This is a genomic window from Bradyrhizobium sp. WSM4872 (assembly GCF_055811715.1).
On the sequence record NZ_JBVVPT010000016.1, the window covers coordinates 118,365 to 140,758 of the forward strand.

Genomic DNA, 22,394 nt, shown 5'->3' on the forward strand with positions numbered 1-22,394 from the left:
CGACATCGGCCTGGTCGATTCAGCCCTCGCGCGGCTTCAGGGCGCGGATATATTTGACGATCTGGTCGATCTGCGCGTCGGTGAAGGCCCCGCCGAATGCCGGCATCGCACCAGACTTGCCGTTCTTGATGCGGCTGTGCAGATACTCGTCGTCGCGCGGCGAATTCATCAGTTGCGGTCCTTTGCCGGCGGCCCGGCCGCCAGCGGAGTGACAAAAGCCGCAAGTCCCTGCGAATAACTGCTCGACGTCGAACGTCCCGTTGTCGGGTACGGGAGTGGCAGACTGCGCCTGAACCGGTGCGGCATACAGCGACGAGGCGCCCAGCGCCGCCGACAAGAGCGCGGCGATCTTCTTCAAATGCAAGTTCAAGGTATCCAGCTCCATATCCTGAAGCACGATGTCCTGAAGCACGCCCGGAACTTCCAATGCACGGGAAGCAAGCTTGCGCCTGCTTCCCGGCAATCTGCGATGATCTATTTCAAGCTGAAGACGACGAGTGCCCCGTCATCACGCGGCATGCTCTTGTAGACGCCGCCGAAGTTTGGCGCGTATTCGTCCGCCAGCATGCCGCCAAAGCCGGCGGCCACGGCAATGTACTGCTTGCCATTGACGGAATAGCTGACGATGCCGCCCTGGTGGCCGGTGCCGTTGTTGTGACTCCATAGCTCCGCCCCGGTTTCGGCATCGTAGGCATGAAGGATGCCGCGGGAGTCCGGCACGAATACGAGATTGCCCGCAGTCGACAGCACGCTTCCGAGCGGCGGCTCGGGATAGCGAACCTCCCACTTCTTGGCGCCGGTGATGGGGTCGCGCGCATCGAGATGTCCATAAATCTCTCCGCCCGGAGGGGGTACCATCTTGAAATCGGCGCCGATGTTGAGCTGGACCTGAGGCGCTGTGACCGGCGTCGTCTTCTGGACGTCGAGCGTCATGCACCATTCCTGGCCGATCTTGTAGTACAGGCCGGTCTTCGGGTTGTAGGAGCCGGCGTTCCAGCTGACGCCGCCGCCGATGAAGGGGCACAGCGGCGGTTCGGTGACCTTCCCGGCGCTGAAGTCGCGACGGCCGATCAAGGCACCGGTCTTGGGATCGATATCCTTGACGAAATTGATGTTCTCAACGAGCCGCCAGACATTCTTCACGGCGAGATTGCGGTCATAGACGAAGACGAAACCGCCCTTGTTCGGGTGAACCACGAACTTCTGACCGTCACGTTCGAGCATCACAAACTCGCCGACCGCGCTGTCGAAGTCCCAGGCATCGTGCGGCAATTCCTGATGATGGAATTTCAGCCTGCCGGTATCGACGTCGAGACCGATCACCGAACTCGTGTAGAGATTGTCGCCGGGACGCGCGCCTTGCGTCTTGTAATCGGCGCCCGACCAATCGTAGAGCGGCGCCGGGTTTGCGGTGCCCCACAGGATCGTGTTGGTCTCGGAATCGTAAGTGCCCGGCATCCAGCCACCGCCACCGCCCGTGCGCCAGGAATCGTTTCCCCACGTCTTCATGGCCTCGTCGGTGCCGGCGACGGTCAAGAACTCCCACTTCTTCTTCCCGGTGGTGGCATCCAGGCCGAAGATCGGGCCGCGGCCCGGCCATTCACCGCCTTGCGCTCCGATGATCACCGTGCCCTTCGCGTAAAGCGGTGCACCGGTGAAACCGACCGTGAGCTTCTGCGAGTCGATCAGCCTGGTTTCCCAGAGGACCTTCCCCGACTTCATGTCCAGGCCAAGAACCCTGCCATCCATGGTGCCGACGAAAACCTTGCCCTCGCCGAGCGCTACGCCGCGATTGTAGGGGGAATGGGTCTGACGGGAGATCAGGGCCTCGTCCAGCTCCGGAAAATGGGACCAGATCACCTCGCCTGTCGCGCCGTTGAGCGCAAAAACCCGGCTGTAAGAACCCGAGTAATAGAGCACGCCATCCGCCGCGAGCGGCATCGATTGCAGGCCGCGGGTCGAGCGCCCTGGAATGTGGGTCCAGGCAACGTTCAGATTGCCGATATTGTTTGCATTGATCTGCGCCAGCGGACTGTAGTGATAGGATTTGTATGAACCGTGGTAGGTCAGCCAATCGTTCTGACCGCCGTTTTCGATCCGCGCAGTATCCACGGACTGGGCCAAGGCCGACGACACCACCAGCGTCGCGCCGGCAATAAGAGGTAGGCCAGACTTACACCAACGCTTCTTCATCCGTTCCTCCCGCTTTATGTTGTTTAACTTGCGTCTCACAGACGCCGCCGCGAGGGATGTTGCAGTCCGCTATCTGTCGGTTCTTCTCCATTGCAGACGAGCCGCCAACGGCTCTCGATCGCTCTCGGCGGACATCGCCAAAAGGTGCTACGTTCTCTGGATTGGTTGCAGTTGTGCTTATCCTCGCTCCGGCAGCGTACGCCGGATGATGAGGAGCGCAAAGACGGAACACGCGCACGGCGCGAATTTCACGCGCGGCGCGGATCACAAACGTCAGTTGCGCTGTCCGGTTCGTTTGGCCTCGCAGTCTCAGACTGCTGCGGGCGGACGCGATAGCGCCAAGGCTCGAGGAAGGATTTACCCGTACAGCACGCGCGGGAGGATCGTGACGATGCCGGGCCAGAGCGTCAGTAGCAGCACGAAGCCGACCATGATGAGCAGATAAGGCATCGTGACGCGCGCGATGTAGCCGAGGCCATCGTCTGTCAAGCCCTGGATCACGAACAGATTGAAGCCGACCGGCGGGGTGATTTGCGCCATCTCGACCGCGAGCACGAGGAAGATGCCGAACCAGATCTCGTCGAAGCCGGCGCCCTTCACGATCGGCAGCACGATGGGCAGCGTCATCACGATCATCGAGAAGCCATCGAGGAAGCAGCCGAGGATCAGATAAAAGATAATCAGCACCACGATCAGCATGAAGGGCGATAATCCCAAGCCCTTCACGAAGGCGGCGACGGCCTGCGGGATGCCCAGGAAGGCCGCGGCGTTGCCCAGGATCGAGGCGCCGAGCACGATCAGCGCGATCATCGAGCAGGTCACGACCGAGCCGATCAGCACGTCGCGGATCACCTGCTGCGACATCGAGCCCTGCGCCCAGGCGACCAGCGCCGCGCCGAGCACGCCGACCGCGGCGGCCTCCGACGGCGTCGCCAGCCCGCCATACATGGAGCCGAGCACGCAGGCGATCAGGAACAGCGCCGGCGCGAGGTCCTTCAGCGCCGCAAAACGTTCGCGCCACGGCACCTGCGAGAGTTTGGCTTCCGTCTCCGGCACCATGCTCGGGTTGAGGGTCGTGTGCAGCATCACCCACCCCATGAAGGTGGCGGCCAGCAGTAGTCCGGGCAGCACCCCGGCCGTGAACAGTTTCAGGATCGAGACATCGCCGAGCACACCGTAGATGATCATGATGTTGGACGGCGGAATCAGGAAGCCGAGCGTGCCGGCGCCGGCGAGCGAGCCAATCGCGATGTCCCGGGAATAGCCCCGGCGTGTGAGCTCGTTCAGCGACATGCGGCCGATCACCTGAGTCGTCGCGGCCGACGAGCCGGAGATCGCCGCGAAGATGGTGCAGCCGATCACGTTCACATGCAGAAGGCGACCCGGCAGAAGCCCCGCCCAGGGCGCCAGCCCCTGGAAGAGCGAACGTGACAGACGGGTGCGAAACAGCAGCTCGCCCATCAGGATGAACAGCGGCAGCGCCAGCAGTTCCTGCGTGGTCAGGATGTTCCAGGCATATTGCGGCAGCAGCTTGTCGAGCGGGATCGAGCGGAACATCGCCAGCAGCAGCGTCGCGGTGAGCGCAAGCGTCAGGCCGATCCATACGCCGCATGCCAGAAGCGCAAACAGGATCGCGAAGAGAGCGACGACTTCGATGGTCATGCGGTCGTGAATCCGATTGCGAGCAAGGCGATCATTCGACGGGCGAAGCCTTCATGCGGTGATCCTCCAGCGGCAGGCCGAGCACGGCCTGGATCGCGCGCGCCAGGAACTGGAGCGTCAGCAGCAGCATGCCGAAGGTGACGACGGCCTGCGGAAACCACAGCGGGGTGTCGCTCGAGGTCGAAACCTGGCCGCGCACATAGGCGCCGAAAGCGAACTTCGCCATCGACGAGGTCAGGAAGGCCATGAAGGCGAAGCCCGCGGCGGCCGACAGGATTTCGATCGCGCGCTGAAAGAGCGCCGGAACGTTCTTCAGCAGCAGCACGACACGGATATGGCCGCCGACGCGCAGGGTCATGGCGGCGCCGAAGGTGAAGGACGCGGCCATCAGATAGGAGGAATACTCCCACGCGATCGAGATCGTCGGCGGAAAGAACGGCAGGAAGTTCGAGAGGAAGCGCGTTGCGACCTCGCACAGCATCAGCAGCGTCAGCATCAAGAGGCAGCCGCCGCCGATCCAGCCGTCCAGCCTGCCAAGACGGTCGATGCCGTCGAGCAGGATGCGCAGCGGCGCCGGCGCCGCTGCGTTGAGACTCTGCGGATCCGCGGGCGAAACGCTGACCATGGGCTCAGCGCTTCATCTCGGCGAGATAGGCCCGCACCGGCTTGTCGGCCGCCGGCACGCGCTTGACGAAAGCGTCAAGCTGCGGCGCGGTCTTGACGCGAATGTCCGTGATCATGGCCTCCGAGACCGGCACCACCTCCATGCCGCCTTCCTTGAGCCGGTTGAGGCTGTCGACGTCCGCCTTCAGCGAGTTCGCCCAGAAGCCAGGCTCCATCTTCGCGGCGATACCGGCGACGAGCTGTTGCTGATCGGCGCTCAGCGCCTTCCAGGAATCGAGGTTGACGGTGAGCATCTGCGACGACCAGACGTGGTTGGTCGGGTAGATGTATTTCAGGAATTCCCAGAATTTGCCGTCGACGCCCGACACCGCCGAGGTGGATACGCCGGCGACCGCGCCCGAGGCCAGCGCCGGGATGGTCTCGCCCCAGGGAATCATCACCGGCGCCATGCCGACCACGGCCAGCATGTCGACGGCGTTCTTGTCGGGCACGCGGATCTTGATGTTCTTCAACCCGTCGACATCGGCGACCTTGACCTTAAGGTGCAGATATTGGGTCGGCCAGGGCACGATGTAGAGGATCTTCTGGTTGTTGCGCGCGGCGACCTTCTCGTATTCGGGCCGCACGTATTTGTGCAGCACCTTCAATTCGTCCATCGAGCCGCAGAGAAAGGGAATGCTCTCGACGCCCATGAAGGGCTCGTCGCCGACCTGCTGGATATTGAGGACGTCGGCGAGCGGCACCAGGCCGTCGCGCACGGCGCGCAGATGCTCGGGGCCCTTGAAGCCGAGCTGGCCACCGGCCTTCACGGTGATCGCGACCGAGCCGCCGCTCTGCTTCTTCACCTCCTCCGCGAAGGCAAACGCGTTCTGGGTGTGGAAATTGCCGTCAGGCCATACCGTCGACATGTCCCAGCTCACCGTCGCCGCTTGCGCACGGGTCGAGATGTGGCCGGCCGCGAGCAGCGTCGCTGCGCCCGCTGTAAAATTCCGTCGCGTGATCATTGAGCCCCTCCGTTTGCTACGCGCACGACGCCTGAAGCGTCATCGCGTATGCCCATAAACTGCAACCGCGTTGTCGGCCGACACCAGGCCGCTTTCGATATCGTCGTTGACGGCTGTCGGCGCGCGCTCCCGGGGATCGCCGATGCCGGCGCCGCCTGGTGTCAGCACCACCAGCCGGTCGTCCGGCGGCACCTGCTGAAAGCCTTTTCCACGCAGCTTCTTGCCGGACTTCAGGCCGACATAGCCGGCCTCGCCGTTTTTGCCGCCATCGCGGCCGCGTGGCGGATGATCGATGCGGTCGAACGCCGCCAGGATGTCGAACGGCGCGTCGACGCCGCTGCCGACCTCGATGATCTGGCCGAGGCCGCCGCGGGTGCGCCCTGCCCCGCCGGAATCCGGACGCAGCTCCTTGCGCCAGAAGATCAGCGGCGTCTGTGTCTCCGCGATCTCGACCGGCGTGCCGCGCACGCCGCTGGGATAGGCGGTCGCCGATAGCCCGTCCTTCGCGAAGCGCGCGCCGGTGCCGCCATTGGAGGTCACCGCCATCGAGAATCCGTAATTGCCGCCGGCGCCCGAGCGGGTCTGTCCGCGCACGTTGAGATTCCACAGGCACGATGTGCCTTCGGCGGGCACGCGCTCGGGAATGATCTGGCGCAGGCAGCCGAACACGACGTCGGGCAGCATCTGGCCGATGATGTGACGCGAGGCGACCGGCGCCGGCTTCGGCGCATTGAGGATCGCGCCCGGGGGAGCCGACACCGTCAGCGGCGAGAGCGAGCCGGCATTGTTCGGGATCTGCGAGGCGACGACGCAACCGAGACCGAACACCGTGTAGGCGATGGTGTAGGACAGAGGCACGTTGATGCCGAATCGCGACGCGGCCGAGGTGCCGTCGAAGTCGACGTGGATGCCTTCGTCCGAGATCGTCAGGGTCGCCTCGAGCGTCACCGGCGCGTCATAGCCATCGACCACCATGGTGTTGCGCCAGGTGCCCTTCGGCAGCTTGGCGATCTCGGCCAGAACGGCCTCGCGCGAGCGGTCGCAAATGTAGTCGCCGAGCGCATCGAGCGAGTCGATGCCGAACTCGGTCATCATCTCGACCAGGCGCTCGCAGCCGACGTCGTTGCAGCCGGCGAGCGAGTAGGTGTCGCCCTCGGTGTCGATCGGCAGCCGCGTGTTGGTGCGGATCATCGCCATCAGCGTCTCGTTGACGACACCCTGGTCGATCAGCTTCAGCATGGGGATGTAGAGCCCCTCCATGAACACGTCGGTGGCGTCGGGTCCGAAGCCGATGCCGCCGATGTCCATGAGATGGCTGGTGCAGGAGAACAGCGCCACCGGCTTGCCGCCCTTGAAACAGGGCGTAGTGACGACGAAATCGTTGAGATGGCCGGTGCCCATCCAGGGATCGTTGGTGATGTAGGCGTCGCCCTCCTTCATCGTCTCGATCGGAAAGTGAGCGATGAAGTGCTTGACAGATTCCGCCATCGAATTGACGTGGCCGGGCGTGCCGGTCACCGCCTGCGCCAGCATCCGTCCCTTGAGGTCGAACACGCCGGCCGAGAGGTCGCCGCATTCGCGCACGATCGGGCTAAAAGCGGTGCGGAGCAGCACCTGCGCCTGCTCCTCGACCACGGCGATCAGCCGGTGCCACATGATCTGAAGGTCGATCAGGCTCGCGCCGCTTGCCTTGCTCATGATCAGGCCGCCTTCCGTTCCATGACGATGCTGCCGGCACCGTCGATATGCGCGTCAAAACTGTTGGAGACGAACGTCGAGGTCTCGTCCTCCGCGATCACGGCGGGACCTGCAATCGTCGCGCCCGGCGCCATGTCCTCGCGGCGGTAGAGAGGGATTTCGATCACCTCCCCCGCCCGGCCGTCGAAGAACTTGCGGCTGCCGGTCGCCTTCCCGGCTGGCTTGCGCGTAACGGCCGCGACCGGAGCCGGATTGCGCGCCTCGGTCGTCGCCAGCACCGACCAGCTCAACACCTCGATCGCCGCACCCGGGATCGACCGCTCGAACATCGCCGCATAATCCGCCTCGAACTTCTGGCGCAGGCCGGCCAGATCGGCCGTCGCCAGCCGGCGGTTCGGCAACTCGATCGAGATCTCATGGCCCTGGCCGACATAGCGCATGAAGGCGGCGCGGCGCTCGCGCACCGGCGCACCGGCCGCACCCGTCTCGACCAGTGCGCGCGCTTCGGTCACCATTTCCTGGAGCAGGTCGGAAACACCTTCGGTGTCGGAATCGTCGAGCCTGACATGACGGCTGCGCACCAGCTCGTAGGCGATCGGAGCCGCAAGGAAGCCCACAGCCGAGCCCACCCCGGCATTGGAAGGGACGATCACGCGGGAGACACCGATCTTCTCGGCGACGCGCGCTGCATGCAGCGGTGCCGCGCCGCCGAAGGCGATCAGCGTATGCTGACCGACAATCTCGCCGCGCTCGACCGCATGCACGCGCGCCGCACTCGCCATGTTCTCGCAGACCACCTCGTGCACGGCATAGGCTGCAGTCTCGGCCGACAGACCCAGCGGCTCGCCGACACTGCGCAGCAGCGCCTGCTTCGAGAGCTCAGGGTCGAGCTTGATCGTTCCACCCGCGAAATCGTCGGGATCGATCATGCCGAGCGCAACGTCGGCATCCGTCACGGCCGGGCGCAGGCCGCCACGGCCGTAGCAGGCGGGCCCGGGCTCCGACGAGGCACTCTCGGGGCCGACCGTGACGCGCTTCATCGCATCGACATGGGCGATCGAGCCGCCGCCGGCGCCGATCTCGACCATCTCGATCACGGGAATCCGCACCGGCAGACCCGAACCTTTCAGGAAGCGCGCTGCGCGATCGACCTCGAACACGCGCGAGGTCTCGGGCTGGTATTTTTCAATCAGGCAGATCTTTGCCGTTGTGCCGCCCATGTCGAAGGACAGCACCTTGCTCTCGCCGAGACGCGCCGCGATCTGCGCCGCGAAAATGGCGCCGCCGGCAGGACCGGATTCGACGAGACGCACCGGAAAGCGCCGCGCCGTCTCGATCGAGGTGACACCGCCGCCGGAGGTGACGAGATAGATCGCGCCGCGGTACTGCTCGACCTGCAAGGCGTCGGACATGCGGGCGAGATAACCGTCGATCAGCGGTTGCACATAGGCGTTGGCCACCGCCGTCGATGTCCGCTCATATTCGCGGATCTCCGGGCACACCGCGGAAGATACGGTCACGGAAATACCGGGCATCTCCTCGCTGATGATCGCGGCCGCGCGGCGCTCGTGCTCGGGATTGGCGTAGGAGTGCAGGAAAGCGATCGCGACGCTCTCGACATTCAGCGCGCGCAATCTTGGCGCGAGCGCTCGCACCGCCGCTTCGTCCAGCGAGAGGCGGACGGCACCGTGGGCGTCGATACGCTCGGGCACGGTGAAGCGCAGGGATCGCGGTGCCAGCGGCTTCGGCTTGTCGATGCTGAGGTCATACTGGTCGTAGCGGCTCTCGGTTCCGATATCGAGCACGTCGCGAAAGCCGTCGGTCGCGATCAGCGCCGTCCTGGCGCCGCGACGCTCGATGATGGCATTGGTCGCGAGCGTCGTGCCGTGAATGAAGACGTCGATGTCGCTGATGTGGGCGCGCGCATCAGCGAGAATGAGCCGCATGCCATCGAGCACCGCCTGTTCGGGACGCTGCGGCGTCGTCAGCAATTTGCGCGTCTTGCGATCCTGCCCCACGTCCAGCACGATGTCGGTGAACGTACCACCGATATCGACGGCAAGCCGCACCTCGGCTCCCTCAAGCATTCCAAATTCTCCGTGCTGATCGTCAAGACTGAGGACAAAAGCGCAGCAATTTCCATGCCATGGACGACAGAAACATGCTGCATCCAGCTATTCTGCTTGGCACCCATGCAATAGGCAAGGCGTGTTCGCAGCCCGCGCGATCAGAGCAGGAATGCAAGCGCCGCTTCGCAGCGCTCCTCGACCTTCAGCGCGAGGAGATCATCGGCGCGGGTGCGTCCCAGATTGACCGCAGCGATCGGGATTTGCCGTTGCGCGGCAGCCTGCACGAAGCGGAAGCCGGAATAGACCATCAGTGACGAGCCGACGATGAGCATGGCGTCGGCCTGCGCCAGATGATCCTGCGCGGTTGCGACCACGTCGCGCGGGACGTTCTCGCCGAAGAACACCACATCAGGCTTGAGGATGCCGCCGCAGGCTTCGCAAGGCGGCACCTTGAACGACGAAAAGTCGGCGTGCTCGAGATCGGCGTCGCCGTCCGGCGCATCCGCGGCATCGAGCGTGAGCCATGCTGCATTGGCGCGGCCGAGCCTGTCCTGGAATTCGTTGCGCGGCGTCTTCGCTCCGCAGCCCATGCAGCGGACGAGGTCCAGCCGGCCGTGCAGGTCGATCACCTGGCGGTGGCCGGCGGATTGATGCAGCCGGTCGACGTTCTGGGTCAGCAGCATCTCGCAACGCCCGCTAGCCTCGAGCCGGGCAAGCGCGTGATGCGCATCGTTCGGCCTGGCCTGGCCGAACCGCCGCCAGCCGATCAGGCTGCGCGCCCAATAGCGCCGACGCGTATGCTCTTCCGACATGAAAGCCTGGAAGTTCACCGGCTGGGTCCGCTTCCAGTTACCATGTCTGTCGCGATAATCGGGAATGCCCGAATTGGTGCTACAGCCGGCGCCGGTCAGCACGAACAGATTTTCGTGCCGGTGGACGAAGTCTTCGAGCGGAGCTTTTTCCATGGCGCAGATGTAGTCTGCTGCGCTCGGTTTTGCCAGATGGCAAGGAAGCCCGCTAGCTCGCCCAGTTCTCGCGAAACTCGGGAAACAGCGTCAGGCCTCCGCAGGCATAGACGGTTTGCCCGGTGATGTAACTGGCCTCATCCGAGGCGAGGAAGGCGAACACGGCGGCGATTTCTTCCGGCGTGCCGACGCGGCCGAGCGGAATGTGGCTGGTGACCACGCCGCGCTTTTCCGGATCGCCGGTCCACGCCGCGTTGATCGGCGTGTCGATCGCACCGGGGCCGACCGCATTGACGCGAATGCCACGGCCGGCAAATTCCAGCGCCAGCGTACGCGTCAGATTGGCCATGCCGCCCTTGCTGATGGAATAAGCGAGGTAGCCCGGTTTCGGGATGATCTGGTGCACGCTGGAGCAATTGATGATGCTGCCGCCTCCGCCGCGCGCGACGAAATGGGCAAGCGCCTTCTGCGCGCAGAGCACGGCGCCGTTGAGATTGACGTCGATGATGCGGCGATAGGTGTCGATGTCGAGCGCCTCGCTCGGCGATTCCCGCTGGAAGCCCGCATTGTTGACCAGGCAGTCGAGGCGCTTCCAGCGCGCCAGGATCGTCTCGAACATTGCAGCGACGTCCTGCTCGCTGCTGACGTCGGCCTTGACGATGGTGTGATCGAGCTTGCCATGGCCGCGATCGCTCGATGCCGTACGCGCCAGGGCGAGCACCTCCTCCGCCTTTTCGGGATGATCGACATAGTTGATGGCGACGGACGCACCTTCCTGCGCGAGCCTGATTGCCACGGCGCGCCCGATGCCTTGGGAGGCGCCGGTCACCAACGCGTATTGGCCGACGAGGCGCGAGGAAAAGGTGGTCGAGCGGTCAGTATGTGGCATCGTTCTTCTCCGGGGGACACATCAACATGGAGGGAACCGGCGTTTTGTTCCATCCCCCCGCGCAGCACTGGGATTCACCCTTGGCGGCGAGCCAGTCGCGAAGTCAGGATCTGGTACAGGATGATGGCGCCAAAGGTTGCGGTGCCGATCCCGCCGATCGTGAAGGCGCCGAATTTGAGTGTGAGGTCGCCGGCGCCTGCGGTCAGCGCCACGGCGACGGTGATCAGGTTTGCCGGACTTGAGAAGTCGACCTTGTTCTCGACCCAGATCCGGCCGGCCATCGCGGCGATCAATCCGAACAGCACGATCGAGAGCCCACCGATGACGGGACCCGGGATCGACAGGACCAGCGCGCCGAATTTCGGCGAGAAGCCGAGCACGATCGACACCAGGGCCGCGAAGGCAAACAGCAAGGTCGAATAGACCTTCGTCGCCGCCATGACGCCGATGTTCTCCGCGTAGGTGGTGACGCCGGTGCCGCCGCCGCAGGCCGCCACGATGGTCGCGAGGCTGTCGGCGAGCAAGGCGCGGCCGAGATAGTCATCGAGGCTCCGGCCCGTCATGGCGCCGACCGCCTTGATGTGACCGAGGTTCTCGGCGACGAGGATGATCGCAACGGGCGCGATCAAGAAGATCGCATCGGTCTGGAAGGTCGGCGTGGTGAAGTTCGGCAGGCCGATCCACGGCGCAGCTGAAACTTGCGTGAAGTCGATCGGCTTGCCGAAGCCGAGGCCGTTCGCGAACAGCAGGTACAAAAGATATCCGCCGATCGCGCCGAGAATGATCGGCAGGCGGCGCCACAAGCCAGGTGCGCCAACGGCAACCACGCCGATGATCAGAACGGTCGCGAGCCCGATTCCTGTGTCGAACGCATTGGCGCTCACGGCCTTCACCGCCACCGGTGCAAGGTTGAGGCCGATCGCGGCGACCACCGCGCCGGTGACGACCGGCGGCAACAGCCTCTCGACCCAGCCAACCCCCGACCACATCACGATCAGCGCGATCATGCCGTAGAGGACGCCCGCTCCGACGATCCCGCCAAGCGCAACCGACAGGTTCGGGTTCGGCCCGTGCCCGGCATAGCCGGTGGCGGCGATGACGACCGCGATGAACGCGAAGCTCGAGCCGAGATAGCTCGGCACGCGCCCCGCGACGACGACGAAGAAGATCAGCGTGCCGATGCCGGAAAACAGCACCGCAACATTGGGATCGAACCCCATCAGCAGCGGCGCGATGATCGTCGAGCCTGACATTGCGACGCAATGCTGGAGACCGGAGACCACGGTCTGGCCAAGCGGCAGCCGCTCCTCGGGCATGATCACGCCGGAGGACTTCAGAGTCCAACGCGGGAAATAGCCTTGCGCTCGCTCATCTGAGTCCGTTGCAATCGGCATATTCCCCCCAGTTGCGGTGCAGCGACCGATCTTCGTGCGAACAGACAAAAATGTGATTGTCGCTTCTGCGGCGGCCATCACATGATGCAAATCAAACAAGATCAATACGTTCCGGGGCCTATTCTATGACACAGATTGCGATCCAGCCAGCCATCCACCGCCGGCACCAGCCCTGGTACAAGATCCTCTACATCCAGGTGCTGATCGCGATCGCGCTCGGGGTGCTCGTCGGCTATTTCTATCCCGATCTCGGCAAGGCCCTGAAGCCGCTCGGTGACGGCTTCATCGCGCTGATCAAGATGATGATCGCGCCGGTGATCTTCTGCACGGTGGTGCACGGCATCTCCTCGATGGGCGACCTCAAGCGCGTCGGCCGGGTCGGGCTGAAGTCGCTGATCTATTTCGAGACGGTCTCGACCGTGGCGCTCGCGGTTGGCCTGCTGGTCGGCGAGGTGCTCCAGCCCGGACACGGCTTCAACATCGATCCCGCCACGATCGACCCGAAATCGGTGGCGACCTACGTCACCAAGGCCAAGGAAGAAGGCATCGTCGCCCATCTGATGGCGATCATCCCCGACAGCTATCTTGGCGCCATCGCACGCGGCGATCTGTTGCAGGTGCTGCTGATCTCGATCCTGTCGGGCTTCGCCATTGCCTTTCTCGGCAAGGCCGGCGAGCCCATTGCGGAGGCGATCGACAAGGCCGCAAAGATGTTCTTCGGCATCATTCGCATCATCGTGCGCGTCGCGCCGATCGGGGCGTTCGGCGCAATGGCCTTTACCGTCGGGGCTTACGGCCTCGGTTCGCTGCTCAACCTCGCAGCCCTGATCGGCACGTTCTATCTCACCAGCATCCTGTTCGTTGTGGTCGTGCTCGGCGCAATCGCGCGGCTCGCCGGCTTCTCGATCCTGCGTTTCATCGCCTACATCAAGGACGAGCTGCTGATCGTGCTCGGCACCTCGTCGTCCGAAACGGTGCTGCCGCAGATGATCCAGAAGATGGAGCATCTCGGCGCTTCGCGCTCGGTGGTCGGCCTCGTCATTCCAACCGGTTACAGCTTCAACCTCGACGGCACCAACATCTACATGACGCTGGCGACGCTATTCCTGGCGCAGGCGACCAATACCCATCTGACCATCTGGCAGGAGCTCGGCATTTTGGGCATCGCCATGATCACCTCAAAGGGCGCCTCGGGCGTGACCGGGGCAGGCTTCATCACGCTCGCGGCTACGCTCTCGATCGTGCCCGACATCCCGATCCAGTCGATCGCGATCCTGGTCGGCATCGACAAGTTCATGAGCGAGTGCCGCGCGCTGACCAATCTGATCGGTAACGGCGTCGCCTGCGTCGTCATCAGCATCTCCGAAGGCGAGCTCGACCGTGATGCGCTGCACGAGACCATGGCCCATCCGCTGGAGATGGGTGAGGCGCTTGAACCGGGCGGCAGCGCCGCCTCCTAGGCCGCGCGCGGGTTTGGCGGAGTCCGGTTCCAACGCGGTAGTTTCCCGGAGTGGTAAATTGGCGCGTCGCGAGTCACAACAATTGCGTTGGGATCACGGATTGATACTCATGTTTTCCACCCGACGCGCTGGGGGCAGGGCGTCGGGTTTTTGAAAATCACTGCAAAGGTCGACGCCGCGACCGGCGCGCCGTCGACGGCCCGGATTGGCATCCTCATTCCGGCGGCTGGACGCCCGGCTTCAGTCGCCATCGGCAGACGCCGTTAGCCCTTGAGGGCGGTGACCACGACCTCGATCAGCGCGCTGCCGCCGAGATCGGCGACGCCGACGGTGGCGCGGGTCGGCAGATTGTCGCCGAAGAACTCGGTCCAGACCGCGTCCATCTCCTTCTTCTTGGAAAGGTCCGTGACGAAGATCGAGGTGCTCACGACGCGCGACTTGTCGGTGCCCGCCTCCTTCAGATAGCCGGCGATCTTGCCGAGGATGTTGCGGGTCTGCTCGCCCATCGACACCGAGGTGTCGTCGGCGATGGTACCGCCGATGAAGACAAAGCCGTTGGCTTCGACGGCGCGGTGCATGATGGGCGTGCGGATGCTGCGGGTAATGCTCATGATGTCCTCTTGTTGCTAGAGCGTGGAAGGATGGAAACGGTCGATGCCGAGATCGCCGATGCGGGTCTGGGTGCCGCCGTTGACGATCAGCTCCGCCATGACGGCGCCCGCGCCGGGGCCGAGCTGGAAACCGTGCAGCGAGAAACCGAACTGGTGATAGAGGCCCTTGTGCCGGCTGCTGGGGCCGAACACGGGAATATCGTCCTTCATCTTGGCCTCGATTCCGGCCCAGGCGCGGACGATCGTCGCGCTGCGCATGACCGGGAACAACTCGAACACGGTGCGCGCGCTGGTTGCGAGGCTTTTCCAGTCCAGCACCGTCTCGTTGCGATCCTGATAGGGCGTCGCCAGATGGCCGCCGCCGATCAGCACCGTGCCGTTCTTGAATTGCTTGAAGGACAGTTTGCGTCCGCGCAGGATCACGACGGGGTCGATGAAATGCGGCACGCGCGAGGTGATCATCAGCATCGGCGCCACGCTCTCGACCGGAACGGGCTCACCGAGCGCCGCTGCGATGGTTCCGGCCCAGGCGCCGGCGGCATTGACGAGCACCGGCGCGGCAAAGCTCTCGGCGCCGACATCGACACGCCAGAGGCCGTCGGTGTGCCGGATGTTCGTGGCCGCAATGCCCTCGCGAACGATCGCACCGAGCTGGCCGGCCTTGCGCCGGAACGCCGTCGTTGCCTGCGCGGGATTGGCCGCACCGTCGCGGCGCGAGACCACGCCGCCGGGACAGGTCTCAGCGACGGCAGGCACGAGGCGCCGCAGCTCGGCCGCATCGATCAGCTCCTCGTGGGTAAAGCCGAGCGCGTTGAGCTCGGCCACACGTGCGCGGCAGACCGCGAGTTCCTCCTCGTTCTCTGCGACGAGGACCTGGCCATAGCTCTCAAAGCTGCAATCGTCGTCGAGGAGATCGGTGATCTTCTCCCAGATTCCCATCGAGCGGATCGACAGCGGGATTTCGGGGATGTGCCGCGCGAGCTGGCGCACGCCGCCTGCGTTGACGCCGGAGGCGTGGCGGCCGGCATAGTCCTTCTCGATCAGCACTGGCTTCAAGCCGGCCAGACACAGATGCAGCGCAGTCGAGCACCCGTGGATGCCGCCGCCGACGACGATCGCATCCACGTTTTTCGTCATCCGCGCACCACCGCCTTGATGTCGTCTTCGCTCTTCGGAACCGCGGCAAGCTCGGCGAGCGTGATCGGCTTGACCGGCGCGCGCAGCCGGTAATAGCCGATCTCCTGCGGGCTCTTGTCCCGCGCCTGCGCCATCAGCTCGGTGACGGTGAGGCCGCAGAGCCGGCCCTGGCACGGACCCATGCCGGTGCGGCGATAGGCCTTGAGCTGGTTCGGCCCGGTCGCGCCGATCGCGACGGCGTCGAGAATATCCTTTGCGGTGACCTCCTCGCAGCGACAGACGATGGTGTCGCCCGCGGGAATGCGAAACTGAGGCGCCGGACGGAACAGCGTGTCGAGGAAAACGCGGCCACGCTCGGACTTGGCGAGATCGGCGCGGAGGCTCGCCATCGGCGCAAGTTTTGTGGCAGCCGCAGGCGCCAACGCCTCCAGTGCCGCGCGTGCCGCGATGCGGCCGCGCACCACGGCTGCGTTCGCGCCGCCGATGCCGGCGCCGTCGCCGGCAATCGCAATGCCGGCGACCGACGAATTGCCGCTGGCATCGAGCACCGGAGACCAGCACAATTGCAGATCATCCCAGCGATGCTCGATTCCGGCCGCCATCGCCAGATTGACGTTGGGCACGACGCCTTGATGGAGCAATAGCAGTTCCGCGGGGATGGTCTCGCGCTTGCCACCCGCGACATAGCTGACATTCGCGAGTTGGCCGTCGCCAGAGGCCGCAAGCTCGGTGACACCGGAGACGACCTGCACCTTCGCCTTCACCTCGCGCATCATCGACAGGCCCTTGGCGAAATAGGGCGAGGTCACGAAGGCAAAGGCGTAGGGGAGAGCCGCGAAATAATTGCCGCGCTCGGTGGTGTCGAGAATGCGATCGATGCGGCCGCCGAGACGCAAGATCTGCGCGGCGAGCAGCCAGAGCAACGGCCCCTGCCCCGCGATCACCGTGCGTCCGTCAGGCACCAGGGCCGATGATTTCAACATCGTCTGCGCGGCGCCCGCGGTCATCACGCCCGGTAGTGTCCAGCCCGGAATCGGGAACGGCCGTTCCAGCGCGCCGGTCGCGAGGATCACGCGCTTCGCCTTGACGAACGCTGAGGCGCCGCCGATCGAGACCGCGATGTCGAGATTGCGGTCGAGGCTCCAGACCGTGGCGCGGTGAATCACCTCGGCGTCGCTCGCGCGCAGCGCCTGCACGAGATCGGCGCCCGCCCAATAGTCGGCGCCGAGCTGATTGCGCTCGGTCACCGGCGTCGAGGAGATGGCGCGGAACACCTGTCCGCCGGGCCCGACATTCTCGTCGAGCAGCAGCGTCGACAGGCCCGCTTCGGCGGACGTCGCAGCAGCGGCAAGGCCGGCAGGCCCGGCCCCGATCACCACGACGTCGTATTCTTCGCGCTTGGGAGCCACAGTCATTTTCCGATCTCCCGCTTGCCCTTCTGAATCTCGATCTGCATGCCCTCAGCGACCGGCACCAGGCAGCCCTGTCGGTTGCCGACGCCATCGATGGTGACGAGGCAATCGAAGCACACGCCCATCATGCAATAGGGCAAACGCGGCGCGCCGCTCACCGCGGTCGAACGGCGTGCATCGCAGCTCGAGGCCAGTAGCGCCGCGGAGACTGTGTCGCCCTGCCGCGCCGCCACGACAACGCCATCGACGAAGATCTGCACCGACGGCCGTTTGTCCTGTTCGGATCGTTTGAACATCTGGGTTCCTTCAATATCCCTAGTAGCCGCTGTTGTTCGCGGCACCGGCGGCGCCAAAACGGCTGGCAGAGAACGCACCGACCAGCTCCGGCTCGAGCGCGCCCTGCGCAACCATCCGCGCGATCTCGAAAGCGTGGTTGGAGGCGAGCGTCACGCCGGAATGGCAGCAGGCGACGAAGGCGCCGGGATGCGTTTCCGACTGGTCGTAGATCGGAAAGCCGTCCTGCGGCATGACGCGGATGCCGGCCCAGCTCCTGACCACGTTGAGCCGCGCGAGATGCGGAAACATGCGCTGGGCACGATCGGTCATCACGGCGCTGATCGAATGCTTCATCGTGCGATCGTCGAGCTCGTCTTCCTTGCTGTCGCCGATCATCACCGTGCCCTCGTCGGTCTGGCGGATCGTGGTCAGCGGATGCGGCAGAAACGGCATGGTGCGCTCGGTCACCACGATCTGGCCACGGGTCGGGCCCATCGGGGCGTAGAGACCGACCATCGGGGCCAGCGTCTGGTTGGCATTGCCGGCGGCGAGCACGATCTTGGCGGCACGGAGCTCGCCCTGCGGCGTCGTCAGGCGGAATTCGCCGCGGTTCTGACTGATCGCCGAGACCGGACGCTCCGGAAGATAATCGATGCCGAATGCCCTAAAGCCGGTGTGGAACGCACGAAACGTGCGCAGCGAATTGACGTGACCGTCGAGCGGACAATAACTGCCGCCGGAGACCTCCGGCCCGATCAGCGGCAGCGACTTCCTCACCTCGGATGCGGAGAGCATCTCCATCTTGTAGTCGGCGGCGCCTGTCTGATTGTGCATGCGCTTGACCAGCTCGGTGCGTTGGCCGAATTCGTCTTCGCCGAGCGTGAGATGAAAGCCGCCATTCTGCTGAAGAGAGACATCCAGGCCGGTCTGCTGCTTCAGCTCGGACGCGAGCCGGCCCCACGCCTGCGACGCCTGCACAGTCCAGACCGTATAGGCGGGCATGCCGAGGCCCTTGCTCTGCACCCAGACCAGCGCAAAGTTGGCACGCGAGGCACGCTTGGTGATATCGCCTTCGTCGAGCACGGCGACGCGCTTGCCGAGCCGGCCGAGGCCCCAGGCGATGGCGGAGCCGAGCAATCCGCCGCCGACGACGGCGACGTCGTAATCTGTTCGCATGGATTCTCCTATCGCCCTGTATCGCCCTTGCCGGCGAGCACGCGGTCGAGCCCGTAGAAGCGGTCGAGCAGAATGAGGGCGGTCATGGTGATCGCGATCACGCAGGCCGAGACCGACGTCACCAGCGGATCGATGTTGTCCTGGATATAGAGGAACATGCGCACCGGCAGTGTTTCGGTGCCGGGTGCCGCGAGGAAGACGGTCATGGTGAGATCGTCGAAGGACTGGATGAAGGCGAGCGCCCAGCCGCTGATGACGCCGGGCAAGATCAGCGGCAGCGTCACGCGGCGGAACAGCGTCCAGCCGCCGGCACCGAGAGAGACCGCCGCCATCTCGACCGAAAGGTCCATACCGGTCGCCGCCGCCAGCGTCAGCCGCAGCGCGAACGGAAACACGATGATGACATGCGCGATGATCAGCGCGGCGAAGCTGCCGCCGAGGCCAGCCGAGGTGAAGAAGCGCAGGAAGGCGATGCCGAGCACGACATGCGGGATCATCAGCGGCGAGAGAAAGAGGGCCGCGAGCGCATCACGGCCGCGGAACCGATAGCGCGCGATCGCGAGCGCGGCAGGCACCGCGAACAGCAGCGCCACGAAGGAGGACAGTGCGCCAAGGCCAAGACTGACCCAGAAAGCATGGACGAATTCAGGATAGTTGGCGATCGCCCTGAACCAGCGCAACGAAAAGCCGTTTGTCGGCAGCGACAGGAAGCCTTCTGGCGTGAACGCAACGAGGCAAACGACGAGGATCGGCGCCACCATGACGATGACGAAGACGGTGTGAAAGATCAGCGCCAGCGGTCCGTTCCGGCTCATCGGAACACCTCCGCGTAGCGACGCTCGATCAGCGCGTTGCTGCCGACGACGATCAAGACCAGCGCGGCCAGCAGCAGCGTGGCGACCGCCGCGCCCAGCGGCCAGTTCAGCGTGTTGAGGAACTCGTCATAAGCCAGCGTCGCCGCGACCTTGAGCCGACGGCCGCCGATGATCGCGGGCGTCGCGAACGCGCTGGCCGAGAGCGAAAACACGATGATCGCCCCCGACAGCACGCCCGGCATGATCTGCGGCATGATGATGCGACGGATGATGGTCACGGGGCCGGCGCCGAGCGACATCGCGGCATTCTCGATCTGCGGATCGAGACGCTGCAGCGCCGCCCACACCGACAGCACCATGAATGGCATCATCACATGCGCAAGCGCGACCACCATCCCGGTTTCGGTGAACATGAAGGGGATGGGCGCGCGGATCAGCCCGGCCGACATCAACAGCTTGTTGACCAGCCCGTTGTTGCCGCCGAACAGCAACGCCCAGCCGAGCGTCCGCGCGACTACGGAGATCAACAGCGGCCCCAGGATGACCAGCAGGAAAACGCTCTTCCAGCGTCTGCCCATGCGATTGAGGATGTAGGCTTCGGGCGCACCGAGCAGCGCTGTGAGCAGCGTGGTCAGGATCGCGATGCGAAACGTCCGCCAGAACATCTCGGCGTAATAGGGATCGGTTGCGATCTCTTGCCAGTTCTTGAGGATGAAGACCGGCTCGATGCCCTTGTACTGGCCCCAGTCGTGGAACGACAGCATCACGGTCATCGCGAGTGGAATCAGGAGCACGCCAAAGAACAGCATCAAAGCGGGCGCAGTCAGCGCCCAGGGGGTGCGTGCGTTTCGTTCCTCGGCGGAAGCACTCATGCGACGCCTCTCACGCCCATGTCCTCCGGCCGCCAGGTCAGGCGAACGGCCTCGCCTTCGACCGGCTGCGACCGGCCGTCATTCTGGCGGATCACGGTCGCCGGGCCGCATTCGCTCTCGCACTGGAACAGCCAGTGATTGCCCTGGAAGATGCGCGTGACGATCTTTGCGCCGAGGCCTGCGTCGCCAAAGTCGATCCGCTCGGGGCGAATGCTGATAGTGACGGGACCGCTGAGCGCGGCAGGCGCAGGCGCGCTCCACGACCCGGCGATCAATCGCGCAGGCGCACTCGTCCGATCGATCGTCGCGGCAAAGTCGTTGGTCTTGCCCAAAAACTGCGAGACGAAGGCCGAGGCCGGCTTCTCGTAGGTCTCCTGCGGCGTGCCGATCTGCTCGATCTTGCCCTGGCTCATCACCACGATGCGGTCGGACAGCGACATCGCCTCGTTCTGGTCATGGGTGACGAGGATCGTGGTGGTGCCGATGGTGCGCTGAATCTGGCGCAGCTCGATCTGCATCTCCTCGCGCAGCTTGGCGTCGAGATTGGACAGCGGCTCGTCGAGCAACAGCACGCTTGGCTTGATCACCAGCGCGCGCGCCAGTGCCACGCGCTGCTGCTGGCCGCCGGACATGCGGCGCGGATGACGATCCTCGTAGCCGGCAAGTCCGACCATCGCGAGCGCGGCGCGGACCCGCTCGGTCCGTTCGCCGCGCGGCACATTGCGCATCTCGAGGCCGAAGGCGACATTCTCGGCGGCGGTCATGTGCGGAAACAGCGCGTAGCTCTGGAACACGATCCCGAGCCCGCGTTTGGCCGGATGGATCGCGGTCAGGTCCTTGCCTTCCAGCCGGATCGCACCGCGGCTGGGATCGAGGAAGCCCGCGATCATCTGCAGGGTCGTTGTCTTGCCGCAGCCGGAGGGGCCGAGAAAGGAGATGAACTCTCCCTTCCCCACCGCGAGACTGAAGTCGTCGACGACAGTCTGCGCTCCGAATTGCTTGGCGACCCCTTCGAGCTCGAGATAGGCCATCGCACTGTCTCCGGGACGACCGATCAGCGCTCGACCTCGCGATTCCAGCGCTTGGTCCATTCCTCGCGCTTCTCGTTGATGACGGTCCAGTCCGGATTATACAGCTTTGCGGCACGCTCCCCGATCGGCGCCATCTTGCCGAGCTCGGGCGGGATCACCAGCGATTTCAGCACCGGGCCGTAGCCGTAATCCTTCAGCATCACGAGCTGGATCTTGGGTTCGAGCAGCATCTTGACGAAGCTGGACGCAAGCGGCGAGGCGTTCGGCTTGGTGATCGGACAGGCGGTCGTCAGCAGCGTCGCGGCGCCTTCCTTCGGGTAGACGAAGTCGACGGGGAAACCGGTATTGGCAAAGCTCTGCACGCGGCCCGTGCCCCACACCGCGATCACGGCCTGGCCGGACTGAAACAGCTCGGTCATCTTGCCCGGCGACGGCTCATAGGCGAGCACGTTCGGATTGATCTGCTCCTTGAAGATCTTGAATCCGGAATCGACGTTGGTCTCGCCACCGCCATTCATCTTCGACAGCATCACCAGGGCTTCGAGGCCATAGGTGTTGTTGATCGGCGGGATCACGAGCTGCTTGGCGTATTTCGTGTCCTTGAGATCGTTCCACGATGTCGGCGGCGCCCACCCTTTTTCGGCAAACACCTTGGTGTTGTACATCAGGCCGGTGGCGACGATGCCGATCGCGACCGCACGATCGTCCTTGAAGCGCGCGGTGTCGTAGAGATCGGTCGGCAAGCCCTCGAGCTTGCCGCAGAAGCCGAGCTGGATCGCCTGGTACATCGGGCCGTCGTCGACGATGGCGACGTCGATCTGCTGGTTGCCCTTCTGCGCCTGCAGCTTTGCCAGCGTGTCGGTGGAGTTGCCGGCGACGTACTCGACCTTGACGCCGTTCTCCTTCTCGAAGGCCGGGATCACCTCGTCACGAATGGTCTTCTCGAACGAGCCGCCATAGCCGGCGACATAGAGCGTCTTTTGCTGGGCCGTGGCGACCGACGGGGCGGCGATGAGTGCCGCGATGCTGACCGCTGTCAGAAGGCGAAAAGTCTTCATGTGGTCCGATCTCCATACCGGGATGAGGTGACGCGTCGACGAGTCTCG

At 64.6% G+C, this 22,394-nt stretch carries 20 protein-coding genes; 1 reads left to right on the forward strand and 19 read right to left on the reverse strand.

Going from position 1 to position 22,394, the window contains the following annotated elements:
• Positions 1-19 precede the first annotated feature (19 nt).
• The 10 genes from AC0L3C_RS21675 to AC0L3C_RS21720 form a co-directional block, all read right to left on the reverse strand.
• Entirely contained in the window at positions 20-412 is a 393-nt protein-coding gene (locus tag AC0L3C_RS21675; protein ID WP_473265474.1) for a c-type cytochrome, read from the reverse strand.
• A gap of 62 nt (positions 413-474) precedes the next feature.
• On the reverse strand, positions 475-2,193 hold the full coding sequence (locus tag AC0L3C_RS21680; protein WP_473265476.1) for an outer membrane protein assembly factor BamB family protein: 1,719 nt from the start codon (positions 2,191-2,193) through the stop codon (positions 475-477).
• Between the two features lie 357 nt (positions 2,194-2,550).
• A complete protein-coding gene (locus tag AC0L3C_RS21685) occupies positions 2,551-3,855 on the reverse strand; it encodes a TRAP transporter large permease (protein WP_473265478.1) in 1,305 nt (434 codons plus the stop codon).
• A gap of 31 nt (positions 3,856-3,886) precedes the next feature.
• Positions 3,887-4,480, reverse strand: a complete 594-nt coding sequence (locus AC0L3C_RS21690; RefSeq protein WP_473281039.1) for a TRAP transporter small permease subunit — start codon at positions 4,478-4,480, stop codon at positions 3,887-3,889.
• A 4-nt stretch (positions 4,481-4,484) separates the two neighbouring features.
• On the reverse strand, positions 4,485-5,483 hold the full coding sequence (locus tag AC0L3C_RS21695; protein WP_473408926.1) for a TRAP transporter substrate-binding protein: 999 nt from the start codon (positions 5,481-5,483) through the stop codon (positions 4,485-4,487).
• Between the two features lie 39 nt (positions 5,484-5,522).
• Positions 5,523-7,181, reverse strand: coding sequence for a hydantoinase B/oxoprolinase family protein (locus AC0L3C_RS21700; protein WP_473408927.1), 1,659 nt, complete (start codon positions 7,179-7,181; stop codon positions 5,523-5,525).
• 2 nt (positions 7,182-7,183) lie between these two features.
• On the reverse strand, positions 7,184-9,268 hold the full coding sequence (locus tag AC0L3C_RS21705; RefSeq protein ID WP_473408928.1) for a hydantoinase/oxoprolinase family protein: 2,085 nt from the start codon (positions 9,266-9,268) through the stop codon (positions 7,184-7,186).
• A 140-nt stretch (positions 9,269-9,408) separates the two neighbouring features.
• Positions 9,409-10,215: an NAD-dependent protein deacetylase gene (locus tag AC0L3C_RS21710; protein ID WP_473265489.1), complete on the reverse strand. Its 807-nt coding sequence runs from the start codon at positions 10,213-10,215 to the stop codon at positions 9,409-9,411.
• A 52-nt stretch (positions 10,216-10,267) separates the two neighbouring features.
• The gene (locus tag AC0L3C_RS21715) at positions 10,268-11,104 is read right to left on the reverse strand and encodes an SDR family oxidoreductase (RefSeq protein ID WP_473265491.1); all 837 of its coding nucleotides are present in this window, start codon (positions 11,102-11,104) and stop codon (positions 10,268-10,270) included.
• Between the two features lie 74 nt (positions 11,105-11,178).
• Positions 11,179-12,498 carry a solute carrier family 23 protein gene (locus AC0L3C_RS21720; protein WP_473408929.1) on the reverse strand — a complete coding sequence of 440 codons (1,320 nt, stop codon included), beginning with the start codon at positions 12,496-12,498 and terminating at the stop codon, positions 11,179-11,181.
• Positions 12,499-12,623: 125 nt separating this feature from the next.
• Here AC0L3C_RS21720 and AC0L3C_RS21725 point away from each other — a divergent pair, with 125 nt between their 5' ends.
• Positions 12,624-13,958: a dicarboxylate/amino acid:cation symporter gene (locus tag AC0L3C_RS21725; protein WP_354204657.1), complete on the forward strand. Its 1,335-nt coding sequence runs from the start codon at positions 12,624-12,626 to the stop codon at positions 13,956-13,958.
• A gap of 263 nt (positions 13,959-14,221) precedes the next feature.
• Here AC0L3C_RS21725 and AC0L3C_RS21730 read toward each other — a convergent pair whose 3' ends face one another.
• From AC0L3C_RS21730 to AC0L3C_RS21770, 9 genes are read right to left on the reverse strand one after another with little or no spacing between them, the layout of a single operon-like run.
• Positions 14,222-14,569, reverse strand: a complete 348-nt coding sequence (locus AC0L3C_RS21730) for a RidA family protein (protein WP_007596366.1) — start codon at positions 14,567-14,569, stop codon at positions 14,222-14,224.
• Between the two features lie 15 nt (positions 14,570-14,584).
• On the reverse strand, positions 14,585-15,706 hold the full coding sequence (locus AC0L3C_RS21735; RefSeq protein WP_473408930.1) for an NAD(P)/FAD-dependent oxidoreductase: 1,122 nt from the start codon (positions 15,704-15,706) through the stop codon (positions 14,585-14,587).
• Positions 15,703-17,121 (reverse strand): FAD/NAD(P)-dependent oxidoreductase, encoded by a 1,419-nt coding sequence (locus AC0L3C_RS21740; RefSeq protein WP_473408931.1) that lies wholly within the window; start codon positions 17,119-17,121, stop codon positions 15,703-15,705. The genes AC0L3C_RS21735 and AC0L3C_RS21740 overlap by 4 nt, the downstream gene beginning before the upstream one ends.
• Complete coding sequence (locus AC0L3C_RS21745) at positions 17,118-17,414, reverse strand: (2Fe-2S)-binding protein (protein ID WP_473265502.1); 297 nt, start codon at positions 17,412-17,414, stop codon at positions 17,118-17,120. Before AC0L3C_RS21745 ends, AC0L3C_RS21740 begins: the two co-directional genes overlap by 4 nt.
• Before the next feature lie 19 nt (positions 17,415-17,433).
• Positions 17,434-18,570, reverse strand: a complete 1,137-nt coding sequence (locus tag AC0L3C_RS21750) for an NAD(P)/FAD-dependent oxidoreductase (protein WP_473408932.1) — start codon at positions 18,568-18,570, stop codon at positions 17,434-17,436.
• Between the two features lie 8 nt (positions 18,571-18,578).
• Positions 18,579-19,385 (reverse strand): ABC transporter permease, encoded by an 807-nt coding sequence (locus tag AC0L3C_RS21755; RefSeq protein WP_219681720.1) that lies wholly within the window; start codon positions 19,383-19,385, stop codon positions 18,579-18,581.
• Positions 19,382-20,257 carry an ABC transporter permease gene (locus tag AC0L3C_RS21760; RefSeq protein ID WP_473408933.1) on the reverse strand — a complete coding sequence of 292 codons (876 nt, stop codon included), beginning with the start codon at positions 20,255-20,257 and terminating at the stop codon, positions 19,382-19,384. Before AC0L3C_RS21760 ends, AC0L3C_RS21755 begins: the two co-directional genes overlap by 4 nt.
• Positions 20,254-21,288 (reverse strand): ABC transporter ATP-binding protein, encoded by a 1,035-nt coding sequence (locus AC0L3C_RS21765; RefSeq protein ID WP_473408934.1) that lies wholly within the window; start codon positions 21,286-21,288, stop codon positions 20,254-20,256. Before AC0L3C_RS21765 ends, AC0L3C_RS21760 begins: the two co-directional genes overlap by 4 nt.
• 23 nt (positions 21,289-21,311) lie before the next feature.
• Positions 21,312-22,346, reverse strand: a complete 1,035-nt coding sequence (locus AC0L3C_RS21770; RefSeq protein ID WP_473408935.1) for an ABC transporter substrate-binding protein — start codon at positions 22,344-22,346, stop codon at positions 21,312-21,314.
• Positions 22,347-22,394 lie beyond the last annotated feature (48 nt).